At 33.8% G+C, this 15574-nt stretch carries 18 protein-coding genes and 1 pseudogene; 5 read left to right on the top strand and 14 right to left on the bottom strand.

Annotated elements, in window-relative coordinates; genetic code table 11:
* Positions 1-254: 254 nt before the first annotated feature.
* From ACFSO7_RS05300 to ACFSO7_RS05285, 4 genes are all read right to left on the bottom strand, one after another.
* Entirely contained in the window at positions 255-698 is a 444-nt protein-coding gene (locus tag ACFSO7_RS05300; RefSeq protein WP_377875962.1) for a YlbF/YmcA family competence regulator, read from the bottom strand.
* Positions 699-782: 84 nt separating this feature from the next.
* On the bottom strand, positions 783-1202 hold the full coding sequence (locus tag ACFSO7_RS05295) for a hypothetical protein (RefSeq protein ID WP_377875960.1): 420 nt from the start codon (positions 1200-1202) through the stop codon (positions 783-785).
* Positions 1203-1290: 88 nt separating this feature from the next.
* Positions 1291-1533 carry a YlbE-like family protein gene (locus tag ACFSO7_RS05290; RefSeq protein WP_377875959.1) on the bottom strand — a complete coding sequence of 81 codons (243 nt, stop codon included), beginning with the start codon at positions 1531-1533 and terminating at the stop codon, positions 1291-1293.
* Positions 1534-1545: 12 nt separating this feature from the next.
* Entirely contained in the window at positions 1546-1953 is a 408-nt protein-coding gene (locus ACFSO7_RS05285) for a YlbD family protein (protein WP_377875957.1), read from the bottom strand.
* A gap of 147 nt (positions 1954-2100) precedes the next feature.
* On the opposite strand from ACFSO7_RS05285, the gene ACFSO7_RS05280 reads away from it, so the two are divergent.
* Together ACFSO7_RS05280 and ACFSO7_RS05275 are read left to right on the top strand one after the other, a co-directional pair.
* Complete coding sequence (locus tag ACFSO7_RS05280) at positions 2101-2589, top strand: PaaI family thioesterase (RefSeq protein ID WP_377875956.1); 489 nt, start codon at positions 2101-2103, stop codon at positions 2587-2589.
* A gap of 11 nt (positions 2590-2600) precedes the next feature.
* Positions 2601-2987 carry a hypothetical protein gene (locus ACFSO7_RS05275; RefSeq protein WP_377875954.1) on the top strand — a complete coding sequence of 129 codons (387 nt, stop codon included), beginning with the start codon at positions 2601-2603 and terminating at the stop codon, positions 2985-2987.
* A 14-nt stretch (positions 2988-3001) separates the two neighbouring features.
* On the opposite strand, the gene ACFSO7_RS05270 is transcribed toward ACFSO7_RS05275, so the two are convergent.
* Positions 3002-4045 carry a CAP domain-containing protein gene (locus ACFSO7_RS05270; RefSeq protein ID WP_377875952.1) on the bottom strand — a complete coding sequence of 348 codons (1044 nt, stop codon included), beginning with the start codon at positions 4043-4045 and terminating at the stop codon, positions 3002-3004.
* 181 nt (positions 4046-4226) lie between these two features.
* Positions 4227-4664, bottom strand: a complete 438-nt coding sequence (locus ACFSO7_RS05265) for a CBS domain-containing protein (RefSeq protein ID WP_377875950.1) — start codon at positions 4662-4664, stop codon at positions 4227-4229.
* Between the two features lie 221 nt (positions 4665-4885).
* On the opposite strand from ACFSO7_RS05265, the gene ACFSO7_RS05260 reads away from it, so the two are divergent.
* Positions 4886-5245, top strand: coding sequence for a YugN family protein (locus tag ACFSO7_RS05260; RefSeq protein WP_377875948.1), 360 nt, complete (start codon positions 4886-4888; stop codon positions 5243-5245).
* A 211-nt stretch (positions 5246-5456) separates the two neighbouring features.
* Entirely contained in the window at positions 5457-6515 is a 1059-nt protein-coding gene (gene ytvI, locus ACFSO7_RS05255; RefSeq protein ID WP_377875946.1) for a sporulation integral membrane protein YtvI, read from the top strand.
* A gap of 217 nt (positions 6516-6732) precedes the next feature.
* On the opposite strand, the gene ACFSO7_RS05250 is transcribed toward ytvI, so the two are convergent.
* From ACFSO7_RS05250 to ACFSO7_RS05215, 8 genes and pseudogenes are all read right to left on the bottom strand, one after another.
* The gene (locus ACFSO7_RS05250; RefSeq protein ID WP_377875944.1) at positions 6733-7905 is read right to left on the bottom strand and encodes a GNAT family N-acetyltransferase; all 1173 of its coding nucleotides are present in this window, start codon (positions 7903-7905) and stop codon (positions 6733-6735) included.
* Between the two features lie 107 nt (positions 7906-8012).
* A complete protein-coding gene (locus ACFSO7_RS05245; protein WP_377875942.1) occupies positions 8013-8474 on the bottom strand; it encodes a DUF420 domain-containing protein in 462 nt (153 codons plus the stop codon).
* A 184-nt stretch (positions 8475-8658) separates the two neighbouring features.
* Positions 8659-9564 carry a cytochrome c oxidase assembly factor CtaG gene (ctaG, locus tag ACFSO7_RS05240; RefSeq protein WP_377875940.1) on the bottom strand — a complete coding sequence of 302 codons (906 nt, stop codon included), beginning with the start codon at positions 9562-9564 and terminating at the stop codon, positions 8659-8661.
* Between the two features lie 191 nt (positions 9565-9755).
* Entirely contained in the window at positions 9756-10088 is a 333-nt protein-coding gene (gene ctaF, locus ACFSO7_RS05235) for a cytochrome c oxidase subunit IVB (protein ID WP_377875939.1), read from the bottom strand.
* Between the two features lie 4 nt (positions 10089-10092).
* Entirely contained in the window at positions 10093-10722 is a 630-nt protein-coding gene (locus tag ACFSO7_RS05230; RefSeq protein ID WP_377875937.1) for a cytochrome (ubi)quinol oxidase subunit III, read from the bottom strand.
* A complete protein-coding gene (ctaD, locus tag ACFSO7_RS05225) occupies positions 10722-12593 on the bottom strand; it encodes a cytochrome c oxidase subunit I (protein WP_377875935.1) in 1872 nt (623 codons plus the stop codon). The genes ACFSO7_RS05230 and ctaD overlap by 1 nt, the downstream gene beginning before the upstream one ends.
* Before the next feature lie 32 nt (positions 12594-12625).
* Complete coding sequence (coxB, locus tag ACFSO7_RS05220) at positions 12626-13693, bottom strand: cytochrome c oxidase subunit II (RefSeq protein ID WP_377875934.1); 1068 nt, start codon at positions 13691-13693, stop codon at positions 12626-12628.
* A gap of 149 nt (positions 13694-13842) precedes the next feature.
* Positions 13843-13998 (bottom strand): annotated as a pseudogene (locus ACFSO7_RS05215) (protoheme IX farnesyltransferase); the annotation flags it as partial.
* A 660-nt stretch (positions 13999-14658) separates the two neighbouring features.
* Here ACFSO7_RS05215 and ACFSO7_RS05210 point away from each other — a divergent pair.
* A complete protein-coding gene (locus tag ACFSO7_RS05210) occupies positions 14659-15558 on the top strand; it encodes a COX15/CtaA family protein (RefSeq protein ID WP_377875932.1) in 900 nt (299 codons plus the stop codon).
* Positions 15559-15574 lie beyond the last annotated feature (16 nt).

Genomic DNA, 15574 nt, shown 5'->3' with positions numbered 1-15574 from the left:
CCTTGATCAGCCCCGATAAGCAAATGCTTCGCCAGCCGGAAAGTCGTTCTTTGACTTTTTGGCTGGCGAAAATTTGACCTAGAGGTCGACAAGGGCGCGACGTCCTGTCGCATTGTCGACACTAGTACATCCTGTACGTCGGGGCTAGGCGCTGTAGCTGGACAATTTTCGAAGTCCGAAAATGTTATACTTTCTTATCTAAAAAAAGTCTTACCGTCTAGGTAAGACTTTTTCAAAGCATTTTGTGACGACGTTTAAGAGCAACCACAGCTTCCACCTGAACCACATCCTCCACTACAGCCAGACGAAGAATCAAAAAACGGATTGCCTGTCGGTACTTTTACATGTTCAGAAACCGACTTTCCTACGATCATACTTACTTCATCCAATAAGCGTTGTAGGTCATTCTCGGCCTGCTTAAATTCGGCAACATGATCATCTAAATCCATTTCCCTTTTAACATCTCGGATTTGAGTCATAATTACCTTATAATCGGGATGATATTTACCAAAGCGTTGTACCTCTTCATATCGATCTTTTAAACGATTAAAAGCGGTAATTTTTCTTTGAGATTCTTTATTCGCTCTTAATTTATATAAAGAAATTTGATATTGCTCAACAATATCAGATTGAATAATCCATTCGGCTAACTCTACTGAATGATCTAACAGTAGAATTCGTTCACTTGTAGCAAGCACGTTCGCTCACCTCCACTTCTTATATTAACATGAAGAGTTAAAATCGAAAAGCGAGGCGTTTGCTTCTGATATATATTTAGTCTCCTAAGGAATAGTTACCATAAACTCTTTTTTCAATGAGGTCTTTTGACCGTTTCCATCCACAATTTGTAAAGAAATTCGATGATTACCTTTTGAAAGATCTTTCAATATAAAAGCAGCTGCTGAGTACTCTTGTTTTTTCTTTCCATCTATAAAAACGAGCATTTTACCAGTTTGATTTCCATTCTTTTCAGAATTTCTAAAAGAAAAATTTGAAATCCTACACTCAATAAAAACATCATTTCCTCTTATAAAATGATTTACGATAAAGGAATCCTTTTGAGTTTTTACAAATCCCGAAGCAGAAGCCAATGTAACGGAAGGAAAAATGATATTTCTCGATTCAGGTTTAGGTATATCTTTTTGACATGCAAATAAAGGAAGAATTGTGAGAATGATAAATAGCCTAAAAATTCCTTTCAATGTCCATCACTCCTTTACTTGTATTGTTTGCTATTCAATTTATTTCTACTCCATCAAAAAAGACTTCCTTCATTATGAAAGAAAGTCTTTATGATTCATTTTGATTCATCGCTTGAAACATATGCATCATCATCGAAGCCATTTGAACACTATTCGAAAATTTTTCTACATGATCAGGAATTGTTTTGCGAAAATATTGCAAAGATGCCGTCTCAAAGGATTGTAAATCTTGCGGATTTCTTGTCAGCTTCCTATACCAGATCGGTTGCTGCCGAATAAATTCTTTTAAATCGCTTCTTTCCTGAAGATACTCAAAAATTTCCATTCTCATCTTATTCTCTCCTTAATCCTTACGAAACGAAAACGGATGTGAAGGTTGGTTTGGTTCTTTACGAGCAGTAGATTGTGATGGCGCCTGGAATTGTGACAATACCCCTTGAACTGCTCCTATCGCTTGGCTTACGTGATTAATATGCTGTTGTATTTGATTGATATCCATTGTCTTCAAGTAACCAAATACTTGCGTCATCCAGTCTGATTTGTTTTCAGTATTCGTTTCTTCCATTTCTTTTTTCACAGTGCCCTCTTTAAATTCGTTCCACCTAGGATCATCCTCACCAAGCAAGTACCAATCTTCATATAATTCTTGCCATGTTACAACCCCACTTCGCACTTCAGTGGTCATCTTTGGATGTTTCATTACAAACTCCTTAAATTTAATAACATTTGGATGTTGTTTTTTTGAAGTCATTTTACAATCACCTCGAGTCATTCAGGTTGCGCCTATTATAAGATATGATACTACCATTCATTTGGTGAAAAGTTCATACATGGTAGTCTATAAATTAAGGAATGAAAATGATAAGATATTTAAAGATTATGGAAAAGAGGTTTACTAATGAAGGAAGAAATTAGACAATTATTCGAAGAGTGCATTTCACGAGACAATGAAGAAGAATTAGAAAATCTTAAAAATATCTTGAAAGGCGTTCAAAATAAGCAACTAGGAATAAATACTTCTTATATCGGTGGGCTTTTGCACATGGAACGGACAATCAATGATCATGTTTGTGAGGTCACCATTCCTTTATATTCATATTTAAATAACTCATTAAATATTGTTCATGGCGGGATAACAGCTACATTACTTGATTCTGCTATGGGGAATCTAGCTAATTCTCTCTTACCAGTAGGATACACGGCTGTCACAAGTCAATTAAATGTCCATTACATTTCTGTCGGAAAAGGAGAGTATCTCACTTGTAAAGCTGAAGTAAGTCATAAAGGTACTAAAGTAATGCTTATTACTGGAGATGTTTATCGTTCCGACGGAAGGAAAATTGCTCATGCGACTGGAACATTCTTCATCATTGAAAAGAAAGAATAGAGGTACATCTCATGGTTACAGCAATTCTCATTCCCATCATATGTTTTTACTTTTATTGGGTGACTAGAAAAGATATGAAGGAAAATGAAGAAAAATGGTTAAGTCTCAATCAGTTAATTGAAGAGGCTATCGTTTCGGGTGAGATTCTTCAAATTGTCGAATCGAAAAAAAGATTTTATTATCATCGCTTTATCCAAGTAATTGACATACATCTATTGACGGAAACAAAGACAATCCAAGTTTCAAGGGTAACACCTTTTACGAAAAATATGCAACCAATTTCCTTAAAAGTCGGTGAGCTTGTCCGATTATACGGAAACTGGCAAGAAAATCAATTTCGTTTTTTAAAATTTGAAATTATTACAGAAAAAGAAAAAGAAACAGAGCTTTTCAAATAAAAAGCTCTGTCTTATTATTCTTCCCATCTTTGTATAAAATTTTGAGTGTAATACTTGTGATAAACTCCAACACCTAAGTGGGTGAATTCATTATTTAACAGTGTCTCGCGATGCCCCTTGCTATTTAACCAACCTTCGACTACTGCAGGTCCGTCAATATAGTTTGCTGCTATATTTTCCCCAGCAAGCTTGTAAAAAACATCTGCTGTTTTTAACCGATCAGATAACTCCCCAAATTCTTTTGATGTATGGGAAAATGTATTTGTTGTAAACATATCTTTACTATGTCCATATGCTACTTCGGAAGTCTTTTCGTCCCATTCTACTGCATTTAAATGATGACGTAGCCTCAAAATATTAGTTAAATCAAATATTTGTTGCTCAGTCGCTTTTTCAATTTTCTCCCACTCAAAATCTTCAATTGGTTTAGGTTCAATCAGCTCCCCGCGATACACCAATTCATAAGGCCTCTGTTTAATTAATGTTAGTGAATCTAGAAAGCGAATACTTGAAAGACTACCAGTAAATTTATCAAAATAAATTTCAGCAAAAATATTTCCTAATTGTATAAGTGGTCTCATATTGACATCCGTATCGTTTAATTCAAAACGATAGGAACTATCATTAAGGTCAATATTTATATTCGTTTCGATAAAAACGGTTGAAAAGACTTCTTCAATTGATTGTCCAATTTTGAAAGGCGCTACATTTAAATCTTTACCAATAGCATATATTGTAACAACTTTGTTATTCTCTATCCCAACCTGTAGATATTGATTATAATCTGTATTATAAATATACCATTGATAACCATAATAGGATGGATCAATTCGAATTGGTTTACCTAAAGTCTTTTCCAAAGTCTTTAAATCTTTACCTATTAAAGTTGATATTCCTTCTTTTGGTCTTTCTTGTGAAGAATAATTAGTATTCCCATTTGGTGTTTTTGAAAGAGTATCATCAACTTCTGAAGTTGGCTTTTCATTTTGTATTAATCCTTCGTCTTTATTATCTTGATTAAAATTAGCATAAAATCCAACCGTTAAAAAAATTGCCAATAAAATTAAAATACGAATAAGTCCACGCAGAGGTTGCCCTCCTCTCCCACTTTTTCTAATCTTTCTATTAATATTATTATCAAATATTATAACATCAATAACCTTCTTTGTTAGCTAACAATCTAAAGTTTGTACAAAAATATTGTGAATTAAAAGTAAAAGACGCCTTAAGGCGCCTTAGTTAATGTTGTAGTCCATTATATCCTGTCTCAGAAATATCAGATAATGCTTTCTTAGCTTGATCATCTGTTAACTCACGAACTGCCAAATCTCCAAGTGCAACAATTCCAACTAGTTTATCTCCTTCGACAACAGGAAGTCTCCGGATTTGATGTTTTGCCATTAATTGAGCAGCCTCTTTCGTGTTTGTATCTGGTGACACTGTCACCAAATGTTCACTACTCATAATATCCTCGACCTTAGTAGAACCAGGGTGTTTTTCTGCGACACCGCGAACAACTATATCACGATCTGTAATCATACCCACAAGTCTCTCACCATCGACAATCGGAATTGCCCCTACATTCCATTCTTTCATTTTCGATGCTACTTCAAACACATTATCCAATAAAGAGCAACATTCAACTTCATCAGTCATAATATCACGAATATTTTCCACGTGTATGCCTCCTGTATTTTTCTAAATGTGCTAGTGAATCATCATCTGAACACTAAAATATGTTTCCCCGAAATAGTATTTTTATGCTATTCCTTACTTTCCTGAGTGTTGTCTTAAAATGAATAACGTTTGTCATTGCAACTTCAACATTTTTCTACTATTATTAAGTTTGAGATAATAATGGGAACGCTATTATTAGCGTGTAAAATGGAGGGACAATTATGAAATTTGAGAACACAGGTATCGAAAAAATCAAAGCTGACGTAAACCGTCTTGATGAAGTAATGCTTGATTTTGGTTTAGTTCGCGAAGGTCAATGGGACTATGAACGAGTTACATACGATCGTAAATTTGAACTTAAAGAAGGAGTTTACTATTTACGTGTATTTGGTCATTCTGTAGAAGGTGACGTCGATACAAATAAAGCTGTGATACAATTAATGACACCATTACTTGGTAAACATTATTACCCTCACGGAGTGGAATATGGAGAAGGAGAAAACTTCCCTAAATCGCTTGTTAGTCAATGTGAAAAAATCCTTACAGACATTAAGGGACAAATTGAAAAATTTGCAAAGTAATAATTTAGACGCAACTACTGCGTCTTTTTTATTTTTTTACACACTAATATCTATATTCGAAACCGTATTAACCATTAATTTGAAATAAATATAATATTATTAATATTATTCTAGAAATCACCTATTTATATTGTATAAATCATAAAAGGCATACTATAATTTAAATGTAACTTTTATTAGAAATTGTTAGTTTTGTGAAAGGGGTTCTACATTGTCTGTAATTTTTACTCGACGAAATTTATATATTTTAATTGGAATAATCGCGATTGTCTTATTAGGCTATATGATATTACCAGTATCTGTTCCACTTATTTTCGCTTTAGTTACAGCATTATTTTTGGAACCACTAGTAAAGTTACTGCAAAAAAAATTCAAAATGAATCAACGATTATCCGTTCTACTTGTTTTTATAAGCTTTCTATTATTCATTGGAATATCGGGATATTTTATAACGACTAAAGTCATTTCTGAAGCGATTAACATTATTCAAAAAGCTCCTTTATATATAACTGAAATTTCCAATGAGTGGGTACATGCGGAGGAAAAATTAACTACAGCAGCAAAAGATTTACCAAAAGAAGTTGTCGATGAGATTAGTAAGCAAGTTCAAGGCTTTCTTACTAAAGTAAAGGAAGATATTATCGCCTACTTAAATATAAATAACGTGAAAGCAGTGTTAACTAATATTCCAGATTATTTAGTTAGCTTTATTGTCTATTTAATCGCTTTATTTTTATTTTTATTGGACTTACCCCGATTAAGAGAAACACTATACTCCCATCTTAAAGACAAAACGGCTGATAAAGTTAATTTCATGAGTTCCAGACTGTCATTTGTTATATTTGGATTTTTTAAAGCTCAATTACTAGTAAGTATTATTATCTTTATTGTTTCATTGATAGGATTACTATTAATTACACCTAAAGTTGCTCTAGTCCTGTCTCTATTCATCTGGATTATAGATTTTATCCCAATTATCGGATCAATTATTATTCTTGGCCCTTGGGCGCTATTTCATCTATTAACTGGAGATATTAGCCTTGGGACACAATTATCGGTTTTGGCAATCTTTCTAATTATCATCAGACGAACCGTTGAACCTAAAGTAATGGGGAGTCATATAGGATTATCTGCCCTATCAACACTCATTGCCATGTATTTAGGTTTTAAATTATTAGGTATATATGGATTCATTATTGGACCATTATTACTTATTATTTACAATTCAGCAATAGAAGCGGGAATAATTAAAACAAATTTTAAATTATAATAAAAGAGGCAAATGCCTCTTTTTATTAGCTCTATTAAAGTAGATTGTTGATTTCCGCTTCAGGCGCTTGATTTCCGCGGGGCGTGCGGTGAGCCTCCTCAGCGCTTTTCTCGCCTGTGTGGTCTCACCTGTCCCGCTGCTCCCGCAGGAGTCAAGCGCCTTCCGCTCCCATCAACAGTGCGAATAAACAACACTGCGCTTTAACAGAGCCTTTTTATTAAAAATAATCGTAAAAAAATCCATTCACGCGCGGAATTTTATTATCCAATATTTTTACTTCATCACTGTTACCTTTAATGAAATCCATTTCAAATAACTCTATCGGCCTTTTATAACCAAATAATATGGCTGACAAAGTGTTTATATTCATCGTTAGCCCTCGATTAGGTGGATGCTGGCAATAACTACCTTCTTTTGCATTAAATGATTTGATTTCATCAGTAGTAATAAAGTAGGTTCCGTTGTTCCATTTTGCAAATTCATCCTCTAAATGAATAATAACTTTGTCTTTTGTATCAATAAAGCAATATTGTTCCAGGCACTTTTTAGCATCCACAATTCTTGCCATAAAATAAGGTTCGACTTCATTCTTCACCTTCGGCTCACTTAAGTAGTATAGGAATGGCTCATGTACTGATAAGAGAATTTTCACTTTATCCACCATTGAATCATGTTGGCAAATATAGTTCCATAGCTGCACCCTGGCATTCTGGTCAAGTGAAACAATTTCATGGATGTCCATTACTCGGTCCTTAATATTATATAAAATATATCCTTTTGCTTGCATCTCCTCGTTATAGTATAAAGCTATTTGTGCATCACTATAAACACTATTTTTCCACCATATTTCATCTCTTACTAGCATCCCGTTATAACGATTGCAATAAACTTGATAAAGGGATTCTATTTCTGAATGATGATCTTCCTTTGAAAATCTTCTTATATTTCCTGTTATCGGTTGAGTCATTTTTAAAAAACTGCTCTCAATTTCAAGCTTTCGATTTTCAGTGAAAACCTCCCAACCATATTTCCGATAAAAAGAAATTTTAAATGGATGAAGTAATGAAACAATTTGACCTTCTTCTTTCATTTTATTTATTGAATAAGCCATTAATTCATTTACAAGCCCTTTCCTTCTATACTCTGGAAAGGTAGCAACACCAGCAATTCCACCCATCTTCCAATGCTGCCCATTCATTACGATATGAAGGGGAATAATATGCAATTTTGCAGCTAATTTTATATCATCCCATAATCCAACTACATGATGATCTCGAAGCCTTTCCTTAACTTTTGGAATATCTTCAGTAGGAACTGTATATTGAAACGCATAGCTCGATAATTCGATAGACGCTTGATAATCTGTTTCTGTTAATACTTTTAACTCCATTTAAATTCTCCTCTTTTTATCATTGTCAAACTGAGTAATTCGCTTTTTTTAAACAAAATCCCTTTAAAAAAACTGACATTAAAAATGTCAGTTCAGTACACTATCTATTAAAAACCCAAAATCGCCTTTATCATCGAAGTTGTTTCCCCACCTTTATAAAAAACATATAAAAGTAAATATACAGCTACACCAGTGATAGCGGTAAAAAACCATACAACACTCGTTATTGGCCCTAATTTACGATGTTTATTTAAAAGGTTCTTATTTCCAGTATATAAAGATACAATACCTAATATTGCTCCAATTGTCGCTAATGTAATATGGAAAATTAAAAAAGTTGTATAATAAACTTTAATATTATCTGGACCACCAAAAGCAGTATTACCAATAAAAATCGTTCTTGAAGCATAGATGATAAAAAAGATTAATGCGAAGACAGCTGCTAACATCATCGTTTTTTTATGTGCTTCGATTTTTCGTTGTTTAATTTGACTCCATCCAATGGCAACTGTGATTGCACTTAATACAATAAATGTAGTGCTAATCGTGGGTAATATAGGGAGCGACATAAAAAAACGTCCTTTCAAAATGAATATAATAAATTTGATAAAACAATAGTTCTAAATAATTTTATGCTATAATATAAAGCATTTCAAGATTAAAGTACGGAAAGATTTGGTATAAATTTTAACAAAACAAAAAACCCCCAAGTATAAAAGGAGTTTTTCAAATGAGATTCAAATTTAGTTGCTATTACTCCACATATCGGGGATTCATTAAATGATTTTGATCTACCTCGGATTCGCTTTGTTCTTTTCGATACCAACTAAAGAAAATTTGTGCTAACACGACACCATAAACAATCTCTTGAATAATTTTCATAATGACCCCGCCTAATTGTTGGTCATCAATAATAGACATTGAACTAAAAACTTCTGGTCCACTTAAATTCAGTGTTGTTAAGGTAGCTGCTGGCACACAAAGTTTTAATGCCTCCATCCATACACTTGGGTCCGAATAAGTTGCATACATTGGAGTATCTGCAAAAATAATAAGTGCGCATGCTGGCGTTAATAAAATACCATCCGCAAATACATATCCAACCTTTTTTAAGCCACTTAAAGATTGATACTCAGGAATTCGATTCATTAACGGCCACCACATAGCAATAGCAAAAACAAACAATATCGCTGTGTAACTAGCGTGCATCCACATACTTAACTTAATCGTGTCAAAAATAAGTGGGATATGATAAAACGAAAACATACCATTAAAAATAATCAATGCAATTAATGGCTTTGTGAAAAAATGAAAAAGTGGCTTAACTACTTTATGATTTAAAATTTTTCTCCATAACCACGTTGGTATACTAATGACTAATAGTGGCGGTATGACTAAATATAGAACAGCCATTTGAATCATGTGAGCATAAAACATTAAATGCCCCATTAAATCCAGCGGTCCACCTTTTGTTAAATACAATAATACAATCGTTAGTGTAAATAAAACCGCTTCTGAACGCTTCAAAGGCTCACTGTCTGCAAACTTATTACGTTTCAGGTGAGTTACGAAAAAAAATAGAAACAAAAGAGCTAGTAAAAATAGAAAGAAGTTAGGACTCCACAGCGCACGAAACCCAAACATTTCAAGTGAAAACATTTTAAAGGTCACCTCTTATATTAACAATCTAACCACATTATACTAGTCGATTAAATTACCTGCAACGCAGGCGTAGTTTCCAATTTATCCTAGTCTAATTTTGCTAGAGTTATCTTCTACTAGTAAATTCTTATTTCTGTATTTACATGGAAAAAGGAAATCAGTAAATCTGATTTCCTTTTTCATCTCTTTTACCACCAAATGATGGTTGAAAATGCCAAAACCGTTACGAGCCCAATGAATAAACCTGAGTATAGAAATAGGGAAGGAGCTTCGTGACCTTTATGACTCATATGCATGAAATAATATAGCTGAAATACAACTTGTACAGCAGCTAATAAAAGGATAAACGGAACAGTAAACCATGCTGATAAGTCATAGCCTACCGCAAAAAAAGCAATGAGCGTTAGAAAGATCATTAAAGAAAATGATGTTACTTGATATTTCATTTCCTCTTTATTCTTCTTACGTCGGTATTCAATGTCAACTCTTGGGTTACCTGAATCTGGTTGTAAATTCGCCATCAGTTTATCCCACCATTCCCATTAAATATACTACTGTAAAGATAAATACCCAAACAACGTCAATAAAGTGCCAGTATAGACTTGCTACATAGAACTTTGGAGCATTGTAAAGGTCTAATCCACGTTTTGAATTACGTATCATTAAAGTAATAATCCACGCTAATCCAAATGCAACGTGTGCTCCATGGAATCCTGTTAACGTATAAAATGCGGATCCAAACGCACTACTTGTAAATGTGTGATGATATTCATGCACATAATGATTGAACTCGTAAATTTCAAGTCCTAAAAACCCAGCTCCTAATAGAACAGTTAAACCTAACCAAAGCTGCATTTTCTTAAAATCAAAGTTTTTCATATGGTACATTGCATAAACGCTCGTTAAAGAACTCGTTAAAAGCAACATTGTAGCCATAAATACGAGTGGAAGCTCAAATAAATCTTTTGCCAAAGCATGTGTATCACTAGGTACCTTATCTTTTAAAGCAAGATAGGTTGCAAAGAGAGAGGCGAAAAGAACCGTCTCTCCTCCTAAGAATAACCAAAAGCCAAGAAATTTATTTTTACCATCAAGGGTAGCTTTTTCTGGCGCCGCAGGCCAAGTTTCATAAGTCATTTTATCTTCTGCGTGCATTATGCTTTAACCCCCTTATCTTTATCATCAATTAAATCTTCTTTATGAATGTGGAATCCATGATCATCTTTAACTGAACGGAAGAACATTGAGCTTAAAGTGATCAAGAATCCAAGAATTAACACCGGTATACCCCATGGTTTATCATCAAATTGGTACATCGCTCCAAATGCAGCAACAAATAGACCAAAAGAAATCACAAATGGTATGAAAGATGAATTCGGCATATGAATATCACCCAACGGTTCAGCAGGAGTTAATTCTTTTTTGCCTTCCATTTTTTCAATCCAATAAGCATCTAAACCACGAACAAGTGGTAATTGTTTAAAATTATAAAACGGTGGTGGTGAAGAAATAGCCCACTCTAATGTTCTACCATCACCCCAAGGGTCGTTACCAACTCTTTCATTTTTAACTGAAGTCATGATGACATTAATTAATAATACAATTACTGCAACAGCCATAAAGAAGGCACCAACAGTACTTATTAAGTTACCCGTTTCAAATCCTTGGCCTGGTAAGAAAGAGAATACACGACGTGGCATACCCATTAATCCAAGGAAATGCTGAATGAAGAACGTTAAATGGAATCCAATTAAAAATAACCAGAAAGTGATTTTTCCTAAAAATTCATTTAACATTGTACCAAACATTTTCGGCCAGTAAAGGTGCGTACCTGCTAAAATCGCGAATACTACCCCACCAACGATTACATAATGGAAGTGGGCTACAACAAAGTAAGTGTCGTGATATTGATAGTCAGCAGCAGCTGAAGCTAACATGATTCCTGTAACTCCACCAGCAACGAATGAAGGAATAAAGGCAACAGCGTAAAGCATTGGTGTAGTAAATTTAATACTTCCGCCCCACATTGTAAATAACCAGTTAAAGATCTTAATACCTGTAGGTACACCAATAGCCATAGTTGCTACAGCAAAAATTGCGTTGGCAACTGGACCTAATCCTGTTGTAAACATATGGTGAGCCCAAACCATGAACCCTAAAAATCCAATTAATACTGTCGCAAACACCATGGATGAATATCCGAATAAACGTTTACGAGAGAAAATAGCAAAGATTTCAGAGAATATACCAAATGCAGGTAGTACTAAAATATATACCTCTGGGTGACCGAATATCCAGAAGAAATGCTCCCAAATAACAGCATTACCGCCAGCACTTACATCAAAGAAGTTTGCTCCAAACATACGGTCAAAAATCATTAAAAATAATCCAACAGTTAATGGAGGGAAAGCAAATAGGATTAATGCAGATGTTACAAACGTTGTCCATGTAAACATCGGCATACGCATATAAGTCATTCCAGGTGCGCGCATATTAATGATCGTCACTAGGAAGTTAATACCCCCAATTAATGTACCGGCACCTGATATTTGTAATCCAAGCGCATAGAAATCAATTCCATGTCCAGGCGATTCAAGTGAAAGTGATGCATATGAAGTCCACCCAGCATCTGGAGCACCGCCAAGGAACCATGATAAGTTTAAGAAAAGTCCCCCAAAGAAGAATAACCAAAAACCTAATGCATTTAAGAATGGAAAAGCAACATCACGTGCACCAATTTGTAATGGCATCACAGCATTCATAAATGCGAAAACAAGAGGCATTGCTGCCAAGAAGATCATAGTTGTACCATGCATTGTTAAAATTTCATTATAAAGTCCAGCACTCACAAAATCATTGTGAGGTATAGCAAGTTGAATACGGATGAACATTGCTTCTAGTCCACCGACTAGGAAGAAGAATCCGCCAGCGATAAGGTAAAGGATTGCAATTTTTTTATGGTCGACTGTTGTTAAAAAGTCCCATAAAGTAGCGCCAAATCCCTTTTTTTGAGCTAAGGTACTCACCTTTTTACCTCCCTTTTAAACTATATCCTTTATTAATCCATTACTTTTAGACTCATTAAGTATGCCGATAAAGCATCAATTTGTTCTGGTGTTAAATCCCCATATTGTCCAGTCATTTTATTTCCTGGCTTATATGTTTCAGGATTTTTCAACCAATTTTTTAAGTCTTCTTCAGTATGGTCTAAAATACCAGCAATTCGAGATCTCTCACCAAATGTTGCTAAGTTAGGACCCATTCTTGCTGCTTCAGGTTTACCATCAACTGGTGATACAGCATGGCAACCAATACAGCTTTTATTGAAAATTTCTTGACCATCTTGCGCTAAAGCATTAGCTGGTTGTTCTTCTTTCGTATTTTGCATAGCAGTAGCCCATTTTTCAAATTCATCTTTTGGCATCGCTTTTACTTTGAAATCCATCCATGCATGTGATGGACCACAAAGCTCAGCACATTTTCCATAGAATAAATTACCAGCTTCATCTGCAGCTTTAGAATCGAATTCCAGCCAGAACTTATTAATATTATCAGTATTCGTATCTAACTTTCCTCCAACAGCTGGAATCCAGAAAGAATGTTTTACATCTGAGGCCTTTAAGTTAAAGTATACTTTTTGATCAGTTGGGACGACTAATTCTTGACCAGTTATAACACCTAGATCAGGATATTCAAATTCCCACCAGTAAAGATTAGCTCTAACATTTACAACTAAAGCATCTCTTTTCCCATCTTCATCTTTTTTATCCATTTCAGATACGTCTGCTAATTTAAATGTTGCAGAAACTGTTGGAATTGCTAAGACAAGAAGTAAAATAATTGGTATAGAAGTCCAGATAATTTCAAGTGTGTGGCTTCCCTCAACTTGTTTTGGAATCTTATTATCCTTTCTTCTAAATTTCATCACAACAATAATAAAAATTATTGTGACAACAGCAATAACACCAACCATAATTGCTGTACTTAACAACATTAAATCATATTGAATTTTTGCCACTTCACCAGCAGGTTTTAACGTTGATAAAAACGGTTTACCACATCCGGAAAGGACAAGCGTCAACATTGTAAACAATGAAAAAAGACGCCATTTCGTAAGCCTTTTCATAGCTTAATCAAACCCCTCTTTCTTTAAAGTTTCTTTTTGAAATGTTTGATCAAAAAAAATATAAATAAATTTCATCTTTATGTAATTAGCGAATAAACATAGAAAATTATTTTTAACCAATTAATAAAGAATGAAATTGATTATCCAAATTAAATAAGTGTTACGATGACTATTGCTACAAACATAATAGTCAAATATTGAAGTGAGTATACAAACATTAATAATGCCCATTTTATATCATCTCTGATTTTGTACCCATATAATCCTAAAGCAAACCAACCAATATTTAATATGGTTGCCAAAACGACGAAGGTTACTCCTATGGCATAAGTAAAAATGGAAGCGATAACAACAAGATATGTAACTAAACACACCGCTCAATCGATAAACATAAAAGTGATAAATGCAAGTAAAATCGTTCCTGAACTAAATTAGATTAATCTACACCCGAGAACCATTGAAGGATTGAACATTCTTTTCATACAATTATTTAAATACTATGTTTGCAATAACAAACGAGGGAAATAAAAATAGAATGGAAAGAACTGTTTCCACTATTACGGTAGTATTAAATATTAGTGTAGAAAAATAATTTGATTCTCAATATATTAAATCACACTTTGGAACTTTTTTGTGAACTTTTTTTGTATATTTTTTGACTTTTTTGTGTCAGATGTACGAATACTTGTTTTTAATAAATTTAATTCATAGTTTCCTACCTATATTTCTAACAGAAGGAAAGAAATCTTTCAACGATAATTAATATAATAATAGTGTTAATTGTATTCAGATTGTTCAAAATTAATAAAATTTATATTTTAAGCATTCATTTCTGTTCTTTTTTGCACTTTTCAGCTATTATGTATAAGGGTTTGCTAATTACGATGCAAACCAATTTTCATTATACATTCCGTAATTGTGAAAGACAAATATCTGAACTTTATTGTTCTAAGTAGGTGAATAGTTTGTATCGACTATTAAAGTGGTTTGCCGTTCTAACAACCATTGGTATGCTACTTATTTTATTAGGTGGAGCACTCGTTACTAAAACCGACTCTGGAATGGGTTGTGGAAGATCATGGCCGCTATGTAATGGAGAACTTATACCATCCGATATAACAGTTGAATTAATTATCGAACTTGCCCATAGGGTTGTATCGGGAGCTGTAGGCTTCATGGTTCTTATTTTATCGATATGGGCATGGAAATCTATTGGTCATATTCGTGAAACAAAGTTCCTTTCTATCCTTTCTTTCTTTTTCCTTTTGTTACAGGGTTTGATTGGGGCTGCTGCTGTCATTTGGGGGCAATCTGATTTTGTTTTAGCTTTACATTTTGGTATTTCATTAATATCCTTTGCTTCTGTATTACTTCTTACTCTTCTAATCTTTGAAGTAGATAAAAAATTTGAGGCTGATAAAGTTCCAATCGATTCAAAAATGAAAAAACATATTTATGGCGTTGCTATTTATAGTTATTTCGTCGTTTATTCTGGTGCTCTCGTCAGACATATGAATGCAAGTCTTGTTTGTTTGGACTGGCCATTATGTTCAAATAGCGACATTGCATTACCTAAAAACCTTTATGAATGGGTTCAAATGGGACACAGAACTGCTGCAGGTCTCATTTTCATATGGATTGGTTATTGTTTTTATTTAGCGATTAAAAATTACAAAAACCAAAAAGTGATTTATTGGGGATGGATGATTTCATTCATTCTAGTGTCATTACAAGTATTATCAGGTATGCTAATTATCTTTACTCGACTAAACCTCTACATTGCTTTAGCACATGCATTTTTTATTTCATGTTTGTTTGGTGTATTAAGCTATTTAATCTTACTAGCATCAAGATCAAAAAAATAAAGCTGTGTGCTCGTAA

This window comes from Bacillus sp. CGMCC 1.16607, from assembly GCF_042683745.1.
Classification (GTDB): Bacteria; Bacillota; Bacilli; order Bacillales; family Cytobacillaceae; genus Pseudoneobacillus.
This window is presented reverse-complemented; position numbering and strand designations above follow the sequence as displayed.

Excerpts from the sequence above, each read along its gene's own strand:
- ACFSO7_RS05290 (WP_377875959.1), bottom strand. The coding sequence starts at position 1,533 with ATGAGAATGGAAATTTTTGAGTATCTTCAGGAAAGAAGCGATTTAAAA.
- ACFSO7_RS05285 (WP_377875957.1), bottom strand. The coding sequence starts at position 1,953 with ATGACTTCAAAAAAACAACATCCAAATGTTATTAAATTTAAGGAGTTT.
- ACFSO7_RS05280 (WP_377875956.1), top strand. The coding sequence starts at position 2,101 with ATGAAGGAAGAAATTAGACAATTATTCGAAGAGTGCATTTCACGAGAC.
- ACFSO7_RS05275 (WP_377875954.1), top strand. The coding sequence starts at position 2,601 with ATGGTTACAGCAATTCTCATTCCCATCATATGTTTTTACTTTTATTGG.
- ACFSO7_RS05260 (WP_377875948.1), top strand. The coding sequence starts at position 4,886 with ATGAAATTTGAGAACACAGGTATCGAAAAAATCAAAGCTGACGTAAAC.
- ACFSO7_RS05250 (WP_377875944.1), bottom strand. The coding sequence starts at position 7,905 with ATGGAGTTAAAAGTATTAACAGAAACAGATTATCAAGCGTCTATCGAA.
- ACFSO7_RS05245 (WP_377875942.1), bottom strand. The coding sequence starts at position 8,474 with ATGTCGCTCCCTATATTACCCACGATTAGCACTACATTTATTGTATTA.
- ctaG (WP_377875940.1), bottom strand. The coding sequence starts at position 9,564 with ATGTTTTCACTTGAAATGTTTGGGTTTCGTGCGCTGTGGAGTCCTAAC.
- ctaF (WP_377875939.1), bottom strand. The coding sequence starts at position 10,088 with ATGGCGAATTTACAACCAGATTCAGGTAACCCAAGAGTTGACATTGAA.
- ACFSO7_RS05230 (WP_377875937.1), bottom strand. The coding sequence starts at position 10,722 with ATGCACGCAGAAGATAAAATGACTTATGAAACTTGGCCTGCGGCGCCA.
- coxB (WP_377875934.1), bottom strand. The coding sequence starts at position 13,693 with ATGAAAAGGCTTACGAAATGGCGTCTTTTTTCATTGTTTACAATGTTG.